Annotated in this window: 9 protein-coding genes; 8 read left to right on the top strand and 1 reads right to left on the bottom strand. The window is 71.9% G+C overall.

Annotated elements, in window-relative coordinates; genetic code table 11:
* Nucleotides 1-50 precede the first annotated feature (50 nt).
* The 8 genes from WME79_RS33015 to WME79_RS32980 all read left to right on the top strand — a co-directional run bounded on the left by WME79_RS33015 (nt 51) and on the right by WME79_RS32980 (nt 12,719).
* Complete coding sequence (locus WME79_RS33015; RefSeq protein ID WP_437522942.1) at nt 51-1,991, top strand: hypothetical protein; 1,941 nt, start codon at nt 51-53, stop codon at nt 1,989-1,991.
* Nucleotides 1,992-2,063: 72 nt separating this feature from the next.
* Nucleotides 2,064-3,068, top strand: a complete 1,005-nt coding sequence (locus WME79_RS33010) for an AAA family ATPase (protein WP_437522940.1) — start codon at nt 2,064-2,066, stop codon at nt 3,066-3,068.
* An 18-nt stretch (nt 3,069-3,086) separates the two neighbouring features.
* Entirely contained in the window at nt 3,087-4,040 is a 954-nt protein-coding gene (locus WME79_RS33005; protein WP_437522938.1) for a DUF58 domain-containing protein, read from the top strand.
* Between the two features lie 2 nt (nt 4,041-4,042).
* Nucleotides 4,043-5,950 (top strand): vWA domain-containing protein, encoded by a 1,908-nt coding sequence (locus tag WME79_RS33000; RefSeq protein WP_437522936.1) that lies wholly within the window; start codon nt 4,043-4,045, stop codon nt 5,948-5,950.
* Entirely contained in the window at nt 5,947-8,769 is a 2,823-nt protein-coding gene (locus tag WME79_RS32995; RefSeq protein WP_437522934.1) for a VWA domain-containing protein, read from the top strand. Before WME79_RS33000 ends, WME79_RS32995 begins: the two co-directional genes overlap by 4 nt.
* A gap of 226 nt (nt 8,770-8,995) precedes the next feature.
* The gene (locus tag WME79_RS32990) at nt 8,996-9,937 is read left to right on the top strand and encodes a homocysteine S-methyltransferase family protein (RefSeq protein WP_437522932.1); all 942 of its coding nucleotides are present in this window, start codon (nt 8,996-8,998) and stop codon (nt 9,935-9,937) included.
* A gap of 73 nt (nt 9,938-10,010) precedes the next feature.
* Nucleotides 10,011-11,342 carry a glutamate--cysteine ligase gene (locus WME79_RS32985; protein ID WP_437522931.1) on the top strand — a complete coding sequence of 444 codons (1,332 nt, stop codon included), beginning with the start codon at nt 10,011-10,013 and terminating at the stop codon, nt 11,340-11,342.
* A gap of 63 nt (nt 11,343-11,405) precedes the next feature.
* Nucleotides 11,406-12,719: a hemolysin family protein gene (locus WME79_RS32980; protein WP_437522929.1), complete on the top strand. Its 1,314-nt coding sequence runs from the start codon at nt 11,406-11,408 to the stop codon at nt 12,717-12,719.
* A 1,709-nt stretch (nt 12,720-14,428) separates the two neighbouring features.
* On the opposite strand, the gene WME79_RS32975 is transcribed toward WME79_RS32980, so the two are convergent.
* Nucleotides 14,429-16,345 carry a HEAT repeat domain-containing protein gene (locus WME79_RS32975; RefSeq protein WP_437522927.1) on the bottom strand — a complete coding sequence of 639 codons (1,917 nt, stop codon included), beginning with the start codon at nt 16,343-16,345 and terminating at the stop codon, nt 14,429-14,431.
* Nucleotides 16,346-16,469: the final 124 nt, after the last annotated feature.

Here is a 16,469-nt window from a genome sequence, read left to right as displayed (position 1 = left end):
CGTTTCCCCTTCGAGGGCCCCCGCGGGGGGCGCCCGGAGCGCTGAGCACCGTGAGCGACTCTCGCACGAAGCAACTGGACCGCATTCGCAGCGCCGCGCTCGCGGTTGAGCTGAGGCTCCGGTTCAGGCGCGCGCTGCGCGCGCTGCCGAGCGCGCTGACCCTCGCGCTCGCGCTCGCCGCTGGGACGCTCGCGGTGCACAAGGCGCTCCCGGCGTACCTCGGCGAGCCGCGCGCGCGCCAGCTCCTCCTCGGCGCGGGGCTGCTCGTGCTGGCCACCCTCGTCGTGGCGATGCTGCGCCGCTTGCCTCCCCGCGCCGGCACCATCGCCCTCGATCGGCACCACGGCCTCCACGACCGGCTGACGATCGCCCTCGCCTTCGAGGCGCTGCCCGCAGCGCAGCGCACCCCCCTGATGGAGGCGGCGATCGACGACGCCTGCGAGCACGCCGCAGCGCTGCGCCCCGCTGGCGCCGCGCCGCTCACGGTCCCTCGCGAGCTCTGGACCTCCGCCGCGGTGGGTCTCGGCGTGCTCGCGGTGGCGCTGCTGGAGGTGCGCACCCCGCGCAAGCAGGCGCCAGTCGCGGCGACCATCGACGCGCTCACCATGTCGCCCGACGACATCGAGCTCTTCAAGGACGCGGCGAAGGCGCTCGATCGGCAGGACCAGAGCCCCGAGATGAAGTCCGCGGTCGAGCGGTTCAACCAGCTCATCGAGGACATCGCCAACAAGCGCCTCGATCGCACCGAGGCGTTCCGCCGCATGGAGGCGCTCGAGCGCGAGCTCCTCAAGGGCGCCGAGGCCGACCTGAAGGCGCTCGAAGAGGCGCTGAAGGAGACGGGGCTCGACCTCAAGAAGAGCGACCTGACAAAGGGCGTGGGGGAGTCCCTCGAGAAGAAGGATCTCGAGAAGGCGAAGAAGGACCTGAAGGAGCTCGCCGAGAAGCTCCGCGACAAGAAGCAGAAGTTCGACAAGGCCGAGATCGAGCGGCTGCGCAAGGCGCTCTCCGAGGCGGCGTCGCGCCGCAAGGAGGCCCTCGCCGCGATCAACGAGAAGCGCGCCGAGGCGCGCGAGCAGCTCCTCAAGCAGAAGCAGAAGGCCTCCGCGAACGATCAGCAGAGAGCCGAGCAGGAGAGGCTGCTCAAGAAGAAGGAGCGCGAGCTGGAGCGGCTCGACCGCGACGCCGAGCAGAAGGAGCGGACCGGGCGCCAGCTCGATCGGCTCGATCGCGAGCTCGCCAAGGCCGCCGAGGATCTGATGCGCGACCTCGGGATGTCAGCGGAGGATCTCGAGCAGGCGGCCGAGGACATCAACCGGATGCAGCAGGAGGAGATGTCCGAGCAGGAGAAGGAAGAGCTGCGCCAGCGGCTCGAGGAGCTCCGGGAGCTCGTGCGCCAGCAAGGGCAGGGGGGCAAGCAGCGGATGGCCAGGATGCTCCGCTTCGGAAAGCGCGCGCGCGGCAGTCAGGGCGGCGGTGAAGAGCAGCAGGGGCAGGGCCAACAGGGGCAGGGCGACGGCGAGCAGGAAGGGCAGGAGGGCCAGCAAGGCCAGGGCGGTCAGGGCAAGGGCGGGCAAGGCCAGGGGCAGGAGCTGGTGATCGGGCCCGGTGGCAAGAAGATCCTCATGCCCGGCGGCGGGCAGGGGCAGGGGCAGGAGGGGGCCGGGAGCGGCCAGGGCAACAGCAACGGCGGCAACCAGCCCGGGGGTGACGGCGTCGGCTCCGGCCGTGGCGGCGAGATCGCGGGCAAGCGCACCGACCCGAAGATGGGGACCCAGGACGTCCAGGCGCAGGGGCTCGATACGCAGCAAGGGCCCTCGAACAGCGAGGTGATCCTCAGCGCGGCCGAGCGGGGCTTCAAGGGGACCGGCTACAAGAAGGTCTTCACCGACTATCACACGGTCGCAGAGCAGCAGATCAACAAGGACCAGATCCCTGATGGATACCGGTTCTACGTGAACCGGTATTTCCAGCTCATCAGGCCGCGCGAGTGAGTCGAGCCGGCGGCTCGGACGCGACCGCGCCTCTACAGGCGCTCCGCGACAGCGGGCGCGAAGCAGGAAGTTATGGCCGAGAAGACGAAGGAAGCAGCGCGGGCCGAGGTGGACGAGTTCCGCGCGAGCATCGGAGAGCTGCGCGAGGAGGTGGGGAAGGTCATCGTCGGCAACCGCGAGGTGGTCGACGGCGTGCTCACGTGCATGCTCGCGGGCTCGCACGCGCTGCTCGAGGGCGTGCCGGGGCTCGGCAAGACGATGCTCGTCCGCACCATGGCCGAGGCGCTCGACCTCCAGTTCTCGCGCATCCAGTTCACGCCCGACATGATGCCCGCGGACATCATCGGCACCACGGTCATCGATGAGAACGCGGGCGGGCAGCGGTCGTTCTCGTTCCGCAAGGGGCCGATCTTCGCGAACATCGTCCTCGCCGACGAGATCAACCGGGCCACGCCGAAGACGCAGAGCGCGCTCCTCGAGGCCATGCAGGAGCACCGGGTCACGGTCTCGCGGCAGAGCTACACGCTGGAAGAGCCGTTCTTCGTCCTGGCGACGCAGAACCCCCTCGAGAGCGAGGGGACGTACCCGCTGCCCGAGGCGCAGCTCGATCGGTTCTTCTTCAAGCTGCACGTGCCCTTTCCCAGCCGCGACGAGCTGAACTCGATCCTCGAGCGGACGACCGGCACCGACGCGATCGAGGTGCGGCCGGTCCTGAACAGGGAGCGGATCATCGCCATGCAGCGGCTCGTCCGCGAGGTGCCCGTGGCGAAGCACGTCCAGGACTACGCGGTGCGGCTCCTCCAGGCCACCCACCCCGCCGAGGGAGGCAGCCTCGACGAGGTGAAGCGGTTCGTGAAGTTCGGCGGGTCGCCGCGCGGGGCGCAGGCGCTCCTGCTCGCCGCGAAGATCCGCGCCCTCTTCGAGGGGCGGTTCGCGGCGTCGGTCGACGACGTGCGCGCGTGCGCCCTCCCCGCCCTTCGGCACCGCGTGCTGCTCAACTTCGAGGGCGAGGCCGAGGGCGTGAAGACCGACGAGGTGCTGCAGGCGATCCTCAAGCACCTTCCGGAGAGCAAATGAGGCGCCGTCGCACGTAGCATGGGGCTCTTCGACGCGTTCAAGAGGGCCGCCGCGCCGCTGCGCCGCTTCTCCGCGCTCTCCGCGAGCGCCCCCGACGAGGAGCTCTTCGACGACGAGTTCCAGCGCAAGCTCGACTACCTCGCGATGGTGAGCCGCCGGGTCTTCTCGGGGGCGATGCGCGCGGAGCGTCGCACCAAGAAGACCGGCTCCGGGGTCGAGTTTGCCGACCACCGCGACTACGCGCCCGGCGACGATTTCCGGTACCTCGACTGGGCCGCGTACCAGCGCTTCGACCGGCTCCTCATCCGGCTCTACGAGGAGGAGGAAGACCTCTCGATCTACTTCATCCTCGACACCTCGGCGTCGATGGCGTTCGGCGACGGAGAGAAGCTGCGGCACGCAAAGCGCCTCGCCGCGGCGCTGGCGTACGTGGGGCTCGCCAACCTCGACCGCATCGCGATCGTCACCGCGACCGACGAGATCAGCGGGCGCATGCAGTCGACCCGCGGCAAGGCGCGCATCTTCAGGATCTTCCGCTTCCTCGGGCAGGCGCGCGCCGAGGGCCCGACGGACCTCGGCGAGGCGATGAAGACCTTCGTGGCGCAGCACAAGCGGCGCGGCCTCGCCGTGATCCTCAGCGATCTCTACGATCCGGCGGGCTTCGAGCGCGGCATCAACGTCCTCCGGTACAACCGGTTCGAGCCGTTCGTGCTCCACGTCGTCGACGCGCGCGAGGCCCGGCCTGCGCTGCGCGGGGACGTGCGCGTCTACGACTGCGAGACCGGCGACGAGCGCGAGGTCACGGTGACCCCCAAGGTGCTCGATCGCTACGCCGAGGCCTACGAGCAGTACCTCGACGAGATCCGCCGCTTCTGCACGTCGCGGCAGGTGAGCTACTTCCGCGCGGACGTGTCCGTCCCCTTCGATGAGCTGATCCTTCGCGTGTTCCGCAGAGGCGGCTTCCTCCGGTAGCGATGCTGCACTTCACCGGCGTTCCGCTGCAGACACTGCTCCAGATCGGCGCCCTCGCCGGGGCCGTGGTCGTCGTCTTCTACATCCTCAAGCTGCGCCGGCGGCCCGTCGCGGTCCCCTTCTCGAGGATCTGGGAGCGCATCCTCCGGGACAAGGAGGCGACGAGCCTGTTCTCGCAGCTGAAGCGGCTCCTGTCGCTGCTGCTGCAGCTCGCGCTCCTCGCGCTGCTCCTGCTCGCGCTGGGGGATCCGCGCCCGCAGGCGAACCTCGTCGAGGGGCGCAACATCGTCGTCCTCATCGACGCGAGCGCGAGCATGCAGGCCATCGACGTCGCGCCTTCGCGCCTCGAGCTCGCGAAGGAAGAGGTCAGGAAGATGGTCCGCGGCCTCTCCGGCAGCGACCGCATGCTGCTGGCCCAGATGGACGCGGCCATCACGCCGCTGTCGACGCTCACCGGAGAGATCTCGGAGCTCGAGGCGGCCGTCGCGGCGGTGAGGCCGACCGACGCCACCGCCGACTTCGCGCGCGCGCTCCGCTTCGCGAGCGACACCCTGAGCGGGCTCCCGTCGCCGGAGGTCATCGTCGTGAGCGACGGCGCGCTCGGCGAGCCGACCGACGCCGGCGGACAGGTGCGCCTCGGCGACATCAAGCTCTCGTACCTGCCGATCGGCAAGGGATCGAGGAACGCCGCCATCACCGAGTTCTCGGTGCGGCGTTACCCGCTCGACAAGAGCCGCTACGAGGTGATGCTCGAGGTCACCAACACGAGCGACGAGCCCCTCGATCTCGAGCTGTCGCTGCTCGGCGACGGCCAGCTCACGGATCTGACGCGCATCCGGCTCAAGCCCAAGGAGAAGCTGCCCCGCTTCTACCCGAACCTCTCCGGCGCTTCGAAGACGCTCGAGGCGAAGCTCGCGCTGGCCGACGGCAGCTCGGACGACCTCCCCGCGGACAACCGCGCCTACGCGCTCCTCCCCGAGCGGCGCCGCGCGCGCGTCCAGGTCGTCTCCGCGGGGAACATGTTCCTCGAGGCGGCGCTGCTCCTCGACGAGTACCTCGACGTGACATTCGTCGATCCGCAGCGGTACCCGGCGGCTTCCTCGTTCGACGTGACCATCTTCGACGGCGTGGCGCCGAGCGTCGCGCCGGGGAGCGGGAGCCTGCTCTACCTCAACCCGACCGGGACCAGCGTCCCGTTCGAGGTGGGCAAGGAGGTCCTGGACGACGACCCGAACTACCGCCTGGGCTTCGACGAGCTCGACGCGAAGCACCCGCTCCTGCGCTACACGGCGCTCAGCGACGTGAACGTCGCGCGCGCCCACGTGCTCAAGGGCAACAAGGAAGACAGGGTCGTCGGCCGGAGCTACAAGGGCCCGCTGCTGATCGAGGGGCGGCGCAGCGGCGTGAAATTCGTCGCGCTCGGCTTCGACGTTCGCGAGAGCGATTTCCCGCTCCGCATCGCCTGGCCGCTCTTCCTCCTCAACGCGATCAACAACTTCGTCGAGGAGGACACGAGCTACATCTCCTCGTTCCGCACGGGCTCCGTCTGGCACATCCCGGCGGCCTCGTCCGCGGAGGTGGCCAGCCTGGAGCAACCCGACGGGACGACGCGCACGGTCCCCATCCAGGAAGGGCGCGCCGTGTTCCTCGGACAGCACGCCGGCTTCTACACGCTGCGCGTCGGCGCCGCGGGCGCGCAGGAGGAGAGCATGTTCGCCGCGAACCTCTCGGCGCCGGAGGAGAGCGCGATCGCCCCGGCCGCCGAGCTCAAGGTCGACGGCCGCGGCGCGGGCGCGGTGAGCGAGTTCAAGATCGGCGTCCGCCGTGAGCTCTGGGTCTACCTGCTCGCGGCGGTGCTCCTCGTGACCGCGATCGAGTGGTTCACGTACCACAGGAGGGTGACGGTGTGAGCGCGTTCCGTGGTCGCAGGCTGCGCATCGCCGCGTGGGCCATCACATGCGTCGCCCTCGGCGGGATCTTGTTCTGGGCGTACCGGAGGTATGTCCTCCTGCACCCGGATCCGACGCTGACGTGGGTGCGCGAGGGGGTGAAGTACGAGCTCCTCAACCCGAAGATGCTCGGCGCGATCCTGCTCGCGCCCTGGTTCGTCGGGGTCCTCGCGGGATCCCTCGCCGACCTTCCCCTGCCGCAGCGCGTGCTCTCGGTGCTGCTGCGGGTCGCGTTCGTCGCGCTGATCGCGCTCGGGCTGTCGCGGCTCGCGAGGTCCGCGACCACGGAGAAGGTCGCCACCATCTACCTCATCGACGTCTCCGAGTCGGTCACGGACGAGGCGATCGACGACGCGCGCGCGACGCTCGACAAGGCGTTCGCCGAGAAGCCCGAGGACGGCGTCATCAAGGTGATCACCTTCGCGCGGCGGCCGCGGCTCGTCGAGCGCGCGGCCGGCGAGGCGGCCGGTCGCGAGGCGGAGCGGCGCGCGCCGCCCATCGGCCGCCACGTCGACGAGAACGGACAGCGCGGCGATCTCGGCGCAGGCTCGAACCTCCAGGCCGCGCTGCAGCTCGCGTACGGGCTGTATCCGCCCGGCTACCTCAAGCGCGCCGTGCTGATGTCGGACGGCGTGCAGACGGACGGCGACGTGCTCGCCGAGGCCAACCGGGCGCGCGACGTCGGGGTGCGGCTGTTCTCCATCCCGTACCGGCGGCCCGCGCCGCCCGAGGTCGCGGTGCGAGAGCTCAGGATGCCCGACCGGGTCAAGGTCGGGGAGACGTTCGAGATCCACGCCGACATCTACGCCAGCCGCGCCACCAAGGCGCGCGCGCGGCTCTTCCAGGGGGAGGCGCTGAACGGCCTCGAGGGCATCCGGGACCTCGAGCTCAAGGCAGGGCCGAACGACGTCGTGTTCAAGAGCGTCGTGCGCATCGCGGGGCAGGTGACCTACGCGCTCGAGCTCGACCAGATCGCGGACGACAAGTTCAAGGAGAACAACCGGTACGCGACGACCATCGACGTGCCTGGGCGCCCGTCGGTGCTCTACATCGAGGGGACGCCGCAGCACGCCGGCCCGCTCTCGAGCGCGCTCACCGCGCAGCAGCTCGACGTCGACGTCAGGCCGCCGGCAGGCTTCCCCGGCTCCCTCAAGGAGATGGAGCGCTACGACTTCCTGATCGTGTCCGATACCCCGAAGGAAGCGCTCAGCCTGCAGGGGCAGGAGATCATCGAGAGCTACGTGCGGGATCTCGGCGGGGGGTTCCTCTTCGCCGGCGGCGAGTCGGGGTACGGCCTCGGCGGCTGGTACCGCACCACCATCGAGCGGATCCTGCCCGTTCGGATGGACAACGAGCGAAAGAAGGACATGCCGAGCGTCGCGATGGCGCTCGTCATGGATCGCTCGGGATCGATGACCGGGCTGCCCCTCGAGATGGCCAAGGCCGCGGCGAAGGCGACCGCCGGGGTCCTGTCGTCGGACGATCTGATCGAGGTGATCGCGTTCGACTCGGCGCCGACCCGCTACGTGAAGATGCAGCCCGCGCGCAACCGCTCGCGGATCGCGGGCGAGATCGCGCGCATCCAGCCGGGCGGCGGGACCGAGATCTTCTCCGCGCTCGACGCCGCCTACCAGGACATGACCGTCACGCAGGCGCGCAAGAAGCACGTCATCCTCCTCACGGACGGCAAGGCGTCGACGGGCGGCATCCGGGACCTCGTGTCCGCCATGATCGCCGAGTCGATCACCGTGACCACGGTGGGGCTCGGGAACGACCTCGATGAGCAGCTGCTCAAGATGATCGCCGACGTGGGCGGCGGGCGCTTCCACGCGGTCCCGGATCCGAACAACCTGCCGAGGATCTTCACCAAGGAGACCGAGATGGTCGCGCGCGCCGCCGCCGTCGAGGAGTGGTTTCCGGTGACCCAGGTCGGCGACGCGGCGTTCCTCCGCGGCGTCGACGTCCGCACGGCGCCCAACCTGCACGGCTACGTCTCGACCAAGCTGAAGCCGCCGCCAGCCCAGGAGCTGCTCACGAGCGACACCGAGGAGCCGATCCTCGCGCGCTGGCGCGTCGGCCTCGGGTGGACGCTGGCCTGGACGACCGACGTCAAGGCGCGCTGGGCCGTCGAGTGGCTGAGGTGGCCAGGCTTCGAGAAATTCTGGGGGCAGCTCGTCCACGAGCACATGCGCCAGAAGCACCGGCGCGAGCTCGACATGAAGGCCGAGATCGTCGACGGCGAGCTGCGCGCGTCCGTCGATGCGTTCGGGGCTGACGACCGGTTCGAGAACAACCTGACCTCCCGGCTCACGCTCATCGGGCCCGAGCCAGGCGGCGCGACGCGGGTCGTCGACATGCGTCAGACCGCGCCGGGGCGCTACGAGACGGCGCTTGCGCTGGATCGGTACGGCTCGTTCCTCTTGCGGGCGGAGCACCTGCGTGAGGCCGAGGACGGCTCGCTCCGGCCCGTCGCCGTCAGCTACGGGCACGTCTCGAACCCGTACCCCCGCGAGTACGCGAGCTTCGAGCCCGAGCTCGCGATCCTCGAGAAGGCCGCGACGTCGACCGGCGGGGCGGTCGATCCGAACGGGGTGGCGGCCATCTTCGACCCGGCAGGGGAGAAGGTGACGTTCCACGAGGAGCTCTGGCAGCAGTTCATCTACGCTGCGATGGTCGTGTTCCTGCTCGATCTGTTCGTCCGCCGGGTGCGGCTCTTCGACCGGAAGTTCGTCGCGCGCCGGGGCCGAGGGGTAGGGGGTCGGCGCCTCCCGGCCACATGACGGCCCATGGCAAAGCGGAGCCCCTCCATGACGTCCGATCCCCCGTTCCTCCGCGGCGCCGCGCCCAGCGCCGGCGCGCGTCCGTCAGGTTGCCCCCGACTCCGCTGCGTGGAACGCTGTGCTCCAGCCCGCTGGCCTGCACCATTTCGCGACGCGGAAGGGCCGTCTTGGGCTAGTTTCCCCTTATAGACCGGTGGTAGAGGAGCCCTGGAAAGCAGCGAAGGACGTGAACGCGCTCGAGGCCTCCACCTCTCGGCCTCCCGTAGGTCGTCCGCTCATCATCAGCGGCGATCCGCTCGCTTCGCTCCGTGGACGAGGCACGGCGGTTTCCTCCAACACCGCCCTCGGCCGGCTGCTCCGCGAGTCGCCTCAGGCGATCGCTGAGCTGCACGAGCAGGAGATCGCGCTGGGGATCGACGTCGTCCGGGCGCTCACGTCCGCCACGACGACGCGCGCCCTGGCGCCCATCGGCATGGCGTTCCGCGCCGCCGCGCTGACCGGAACCGCGGTCGAGCTCGCGACGGAGGCGGCGGGCGCGGCCGCGCGCCGCGTGGCGGTGGCGGGTATCCTGGGCCACACTGCTGCCGCGCCCATGGCCGACCGGATCGCGGAGGATTACGCCGTCCATGCGGCCAGGCTTGCGGCTGCCGGCTGCGAGATCCTCGTCGCGTGCGGCTTCGATCCAGCCCAGGCAGCGTGCGTCGGCCCCACGGTCGCGCGGCTCGCGCGCCGCGCGGCGGTGGTCAGCGCCAGCACGACCCAGCTGGCGACGTGGGCGCTCGTGGAGCTCGACAGCGCGGGGCGCACCGCCGATGGCGAGGGGTTCGAGGAGGTCGCCCGAGCGGCCCTCGACAGCGGCGCGGACGCGCTGCTCTTCGAGGTGCCGTCGGTCGAGCTCGGGCTCAACGTGCTCCGGCGCCTCGAGGGCGTCGCGCACGAGGTTCAGGTCGGCGTGCTGCTCGGCGCGGAATCGGCGCAGGCGGACGGGGCCGACTGCATCGCGCCCGCCGAGATCTGCGATGCTTGGGCGGCGTCAGCGGCGCGGCTCATCGAGGCGGGCGCGCGAATGCTCGGGGGAGGGACGGGGACAACGCTGGCGCACCTCGGCGCGCTCGCGAAGATGCTCCGTACGACGCAGCGCGCGCCCCTTCTCAGGCGCGCGCTCTAAGCGAGAACAAAACCCAACCGGAAACGTGATGATGGCCGATGCAAGCCACGGGAGTGATTCGAAGTCTCAACCGTTGGAGACGTTCGACGATCTGCTGTTTCCCTTCCACGAAGCCACGAAGCCCGAAGCCCTCCACCGGATCGGCGCCGAGGCGGAGAAGTTCGGGGTCGACGCCAGGACGGGCGCCGCCCTCCCCTACGAGGGCGAGCGGAGCGTCCTCACCATCCTCCAGGCGCTCGTCGAGCGGCACGGCTGGGCACCCGAGCACGAGACCCCCGGCGGGCCGCTGATCGCGCTCGCCCGGGCTGGCGCCTCGGTGACGCTCGAGCCAGGCGGGCAGCTCGAGCTGTCCGGAGCCCCCCTCGAGAACATCCACCAGATCTGTATGGAGATGAGCGGGCACCTCGCGGAGCTGCGAGACATCTCTGCCGAGCTCAAGCTGACCTGGCTCGGCATCGGGTTTCACCCCTTCGCGTCGCAAGCCGAGCTCTCCTGGGTGCCCAAGGCGCGCTACGCGATCATGCGGCGCTACCTGCCGACGCGCGGCGCGCACGGCCTCGACATGATGCGCCGCACCGCCACCGTGCAGGCGAACTTCGACTACGCCAGCGAGGAGGCGGCGATGCGCGCGCTCCGCGTGTCGCTTCGGCTCTCCCCGCTCGTGACGGCGATCTTCGCGAACTCCCCGTTCTACGAGGGGGCGCTGTTCGGCGGGCGGACCTACCGCGCCAAGGTCTGGCTCGACGTCGACGCCGCGCGGCAGGGGCTGATCCGCAACGTGCTCGAGCGTGGGCGACGCTTCTCGGACTACGTCGCCTGGGCGGTCGATGCGCCGATGTTCCTCTTCAAGCGCGACAGCGCGGTGATCGAGAACACGGGGCAGACGTTCCGCGACTTCCTGGAGCACGGATTCGAGGGGCACCGGGCCACCCGCGGCGACTGGGAGATGCACCTCAACACCCTCTTCCCGGAGGTCAGGCTGAAGCGGACCATCGAGGTCCGCGGCGCAGATTCGCTGCCGGCCAACCTCGTCTGTGCGCTCCCGGCGCTCTGGGCAGGCATCCTCTACGACGCGCGCGCGCTCGACGAGGCCGACGCCCTGTCCGAGAGCTTCAGGTTCGACGAGCTCGAGGCCGTGCGCCCGAAGATCGCCGAGCGCGCGCTCCGCGCCACGTTCCGCGGCAAGCCGCTCGCGGCGCTGGCCGAGCAGCTCGTCTCGATCGCCTCGGGCGGCCTCGAGCGGCGCGCGCGCCTGAACAAGAACGGCAAGGACGAGCGCGTCCACCTCGATCGGATCAGCGCGCTCATCGCCAAGGGGAACTCCCCGGCCGATGCTCTCGTCGATGGACTCAGCAACGACGACCCGGACCTGCGAAGCAAGATCCTCGAACGTGCGAGGATCTAGCCGCGGCTCGTCGCCGAGGAGGCGCGGGGCGGCGGGCGCACCCGGGGGAGGACGTCGACCGGCATGACGTTCGTCTACCTCCTGGGCACCGCGCTCCTGGTGCTCCTCAACGCGTTCTTCGTCGCGTCCGAGTTCGCCATCGTCAAGATGCGGCCGACGCGGCTGGAGCAGCTCGTGCGCGAGGGGGACGCGCGGGCCCGGCTCGCGCTCCAGATGTCGCAGCGGCTCGACGCGTACCTGTCCGCCAACCAGCTGGGCATCACGCTCGCGTCCCTCGGGCTCGGCTGGATCGGCGAGCCGGCCATCGCCCAGCTCATCGAGCCGTTGCTCGCGCCGCTCGACGCCTGGTCGGGCGTCGGCGCGCACGCCATCTCCGTCGGCATCGCGTTCATCCTGATCACGTCGCTCCACACCGTGATCGGGGAGCTCGCGCCGAAGTCGCTCGCGATCCAGCGGACGGAGAAGGTTACGCTCTGGGCGGCGCGGCCGCTGCACGGGTTCTTCGTCCTGATGTGGCCGGTCATCTGGGTGCTCAACTCGATGGCGAACGGGTTCGTCCGGCTCTTCGGGCTCCGGCCGGTGGGCGAGGAGGAGATCGCGCACACGTCGGAGGAGCTCCGGCTGCTCTTGACCAAGAGCCCCGCGGGGCTCGATCCGGCGCTGCGCAGCATGCTCGTGCGCATCTTCGACCTGCGCCGGCGCACGGCGCGGCACGTGATGTCGCTCCGCTCCGACGCGGCGACGCTGCGCGCGAACATGACGATCGACGAGGCGGTGCGGATCGTGGCCGACGCCGGGTACTCCCGGTACCCGGTGCTCGACGAGCAGAGCAAGAACGTGCTCGGCTACCTGCACCTGCGCGACCTGTTCGACGTCCTGAGCCACCGCCGCCGCGCGGCGCGCGTCGCCGAGCTGCTCCGCAAGCCGATCTTCGCGCGCGAGAACACCTCGGTCGAGCGCCTCCGCCTCGAGATGCAAGCGCGCCAGGTGCCGGTGGCGATCATCACATCGGCCTCGGGCGAGTTCATGGGGCTCGTGACGATGGAGGACCTCATCGAGGAGATCGTCGGCGAGATCCGCGACGAGAACGACGAGGAGGTGCCGCCCATCCACCGCCGCGGCGGCGGCATCGTCGACGTCGACGGCCGCGTCTTGCTGGCGGACCTGGAGCGCGACGCGCACATCGTGCTGCTGCCCGAGGTGAAGACCGTCGAGACGGTCGGCGGCTACATGCTCGGCCGGCTCGAGCACCCGCCCGAGGCGGGCGAGCGCGTCGAGTGCGAGGGCTACACGCTCGTGGCGATGGATGTCGCCGGCCGGCGGGTACGGCGCGTCCGCATCGTGCCGACCGACGCGGCCGGGGGCGAGCGGTCATGACCAGCACGGCTCCCCGCGCCGCGGATCCGCGCGCCAGCGCCGTCCGTCAGGGGCGCCGCCTCCGAGCGTACGCGGCGAGGCGCGCACCCTGGAATCGGTCGCCCCGGGGACGAACGGCGCGCGGATCGAGGTACAAACTTCGGCGGACCGGTACTACCCTGGTTTCGTAAGTGGAAACGCTTGCAACTCGGATCTTGCGCGATGGGTCGCTGAACGAGCTCGATGCCGTCGGCTGGGCCATTCGTCTCGCGAAGCGGATCGAGGCGCTTCACGCCCTCGGCGTCGCGCACGGCGCCATCTCGCCCGAGTGCGTGCTCACGACCGCTGTCGATCGCACCTCGAAGGCGATCCTGGCCGACCTGCGCCAGACGCCGAGCCGCATCGCCTACCAGTCGCCCGAGCGCGTCGGAGGCGGGACGCTCTCGGCCGGCGACGACGTGTGGGCCATCGCGGCGACGCTCTACGAGGTGCTGACCGGGGCGAGCGCCTTCGGCGGCGGGAGCGACGCCGAGACGCGGCAACGGATCGCGAGCTCCTCCCCGGCGCCGCTCGCCGTCTTCGACGTAGGCGACGACGATCTCCAGCGGGTCCTCGACGACGCGTTCCAGCGCGATCGCGCCGCGCGCACGACGAACGCCGCCGCGTTCCGGCGCGCGCTGGAGGAATGGCACCCCGATCCCGCGGTGCGCACGCTGCTCCCGCTCGACGACGAGGACGCGACGAACGACGAGGACGACGACGAGGTGCGCACGCTGATGCGGGTCTCGCCGTTCAGCTCGAGCCAGCTCGACGAGGTCATCGCGCAGCGCGCGGCGGCAGCGGCGGCGGGGCAACCGGCGCCGCCCCTCCCGGCCGAGCGCGCGCGGCCTCCGGCGGCACAACCCGGCGCGTCGGCCCCCAGGCCGGGCGCCGCCCCGATCCCCAGGGCGCCCGCCGCGGCTCCGGCCACGCAAGGGCGCGCCCCGGTCGCGCGAGCGCGCCTCCCGGGCGTGGGGGCGGTCCCGGTGGCCCAGACGTCCGGCGACGCCCGTGAGGGCTCGGAGCCCAGGATGGCCACGCGGGAGGCGACGCCCCTGAACCTCCGCGGGGCGGCTGGGCCGGCGGTCGCAGCGCCCGCGCGCTCCGGAGGAGCGGCGCCCGCCGCGCACCGCGCGCCCGACGCGGGGCGGCCCGCTCCGGGCGCGGCGCCGCCGGCAGGAGGGCCTCGAGAGCCGCCCGCGGTCGGGGCGCCAGCGCCGGCGTTCCCGGGGCGCGAGCGCCTGGACGCGGAGCCCGAAGCTGTCGCGAGACCTCAGCCCCGGAGCGGCGAGCTGCCTTTCCTCGGCGATCTCGACGGGGACATGCTCGACGAGCCCACGCTCGATGCGCCCACGGTCGTCGACGACCGCGACGATGACGACGACGACGACGTCCCCACGCGGTCGCGGGAGGTCCCCACGCCGGTCGTGCCGCCCCTGGTCGACGCGACGCCGACGCTCGGCGCGCCTCAGGCGCTCGCCGATGCGGCGGCGACAGGTCGCTCCGCTGCGGCGCCGCTCGAACGAGCCGCGGGGGCGCCCGCGGCCGTGTCGTCCACGAGGGCCGATGCGGGGGGCGGCGCGCTCCTCGGGCCGAGCTCCGCCGCGGCCGGCGCGCTCAGCCCGTCGCAGCAAGCCTTGGCGGCGCACAGCGCCGGCGCCGCGCAGCAGAGCGCGGCGCCCGTGCAGAGCTCAGCCGCGCCGGCGCCGTCGCCCCTCGGCACCGCCGACGGTTTCGGCCTGATCACCGACGTGCCGCCTGACCGCTCGGGGCGGCTCGGGATCATCATCGCGGTGGTGGTGGCGCTGCTCCTGGCGGGGGGGGCGATGCTGTTCGCCGCGCAGCTCGGCCTTCTCGGGGCCGCGCCCACCGCGCCCGGCAGGGGGGCGGTCAAGCCGGTCCCCGCGCTGGCCGTCGCGTCGATCGTGGCTCGCTCGCGGCCGGAGCGCCTCCTTGTGGAAGCTCTGGATCTGCGCGTCGAAGCCGCCCATGTCCACGCGCAGGAGCGCCTCGGGCCGGAGGCCTGAGCGGCGCGCGACCGCCTCGGTCCGCTCGGGAAACGGCGAGATCCACACCATCCTGCCGCCCGGCGCGAGCGCGCGCGCGGCGTCCTCGACGAAGCGGTCGAGCATGGCGTCGAGATCTCCCGTGCGCTCGACGCGCCGGCCGAGGGGCGGGTTCGTCAGGATCAGCGTGGGCGCCTCGCCCGGGGGCGGCGCGCCGCACGCGTCGCGCTGGAAGAGCTCCGCGCCTCGCGCGCCCGCGGCGTCGAGGTTCTCGCGCGCGATCTGCAGGGCTCGAGGATCGCGATCCGAGCCCACGAGCCGCCGGTACGGTCCGAGCAGGGCGCGCTCGCAGAGCTCGAGGCCCGAGCCGACGAACGGATCCCAGACGACGTCGTCGCCGCGCGCCCCCGCGATGCGCGCGAGCGCGGCCGCGATCGTCGGGTGCGACGCCGCGGGCACGTCGCCCCGGCGATACGCGAACCGTGGGTCGGTCAGGCGCGGCGCGAGCTCGACCCGCACCCGGCCCGCGCCCTCGTAGACGACCACGTCCCACGTGCTCTGGGTCGGGTCGTTCACGAGCTCCGGGGCCTCCGCCTCCACGGCCGCCGCGGCGCGGAACACCGCTGCCCGGCGCTTGCCGCCGCCGGCCCAGTCGATGCGGTAGCGGATCGCGCCCTGGGTGAAGCGGCGCAGGATCTCGCGCGCCTCCCGCGAGAGCAGCCGCTCCGCGACCGCCGCGGCGAGGTCGGCGCCCTGGTCGAGCTTCCGCAGCGGCAGCGGGAACGCGAGCGACAGCATCGTGCGCGCCCCGAACAGGACGTCGAGGCGGCCGCTCAGCATCACCTCGACCCGCGCGCCGCCGCACGGATCGCTCCGGAGCTCGGGGACGAGCGCCCCGCCGGGAGAGCCCGCGTCGAGCGCCGCGAGCTCCTCGGCGAGGATCGCCTCGAGCCCGCGCCGGCAGCGCACCGCCACCCGGAGGGGGCGCTCCGGCGCGCGATCGCCGGCGATCTCGGACGGCTCGCCGCGCGTCAGGGTCCTCCTGGCGAGGAGCTCGGCGCGCGCGCGCACGCCGGCGATGTCGTCGCCATCGAGCTCGGCGAGCGCCTCGAGCGCGGCGCTGCCGCCGACCTTGCCGAGCGCGTCGATCAGCGCGCGGCGGACGTCGGGCGAGCGCTCGCTGCGCGCCGCCTCGGCGAGCGCCTGCTCGACGAGCGATCGCCCGGCGTCCGCCGCGTGCGGCTTGCCGAGCGCGACCGCCGCCATGCGGCGCGTGCGGCGATCGTCGTCGCCGAGGCAGGCGAGCAGGTAGTCGCGCGCCCGCTCCGAGACCTCGGGATCGATCGGCCCCGCGGCCATCAGCTTGCCGACGAGCCGGGTGAGCGGCGCGCGGAGCGCCGGCGCCGCGCCAGTAGCGCGCTCGAGCGCGGCGGGCAGCGCCGCAGCGCCAGCGCGCCGCAGCGTCCGCTCCGCCAGCTCGGCGGGCTCACCGGCCGTCTCGAGCAGATCCATCAGCGCGGCGAAGTGGCGACGGCCCGGCGTGAAGCCCGGATCGGAGAGGGCACGCTGGAGGTCGGGGTCGAGCGTGGCGGGGTGGGTCATCGTGGCTTCTAACTCCGCGTTTTTATTTGGATCCCGGCGGTCACAGCAGGCCGGGATCTCGGGGGACGCCGGCGCCGCTCTCCGAGCGCGCTCGACTTTCGCGACAAGCGCGGCGTTCCAGCAA

This window comes from Sorangium sp. So ce726 (assembly GCF_051521405.1).
GTDB lineage: Bacteria > Myxococcota_A > Polyangia > Polyangiales > Polyangiaceae > Sorangium.
This window is presented reverse-complemented; position numbering and strand designations above follow the sequence as displayed.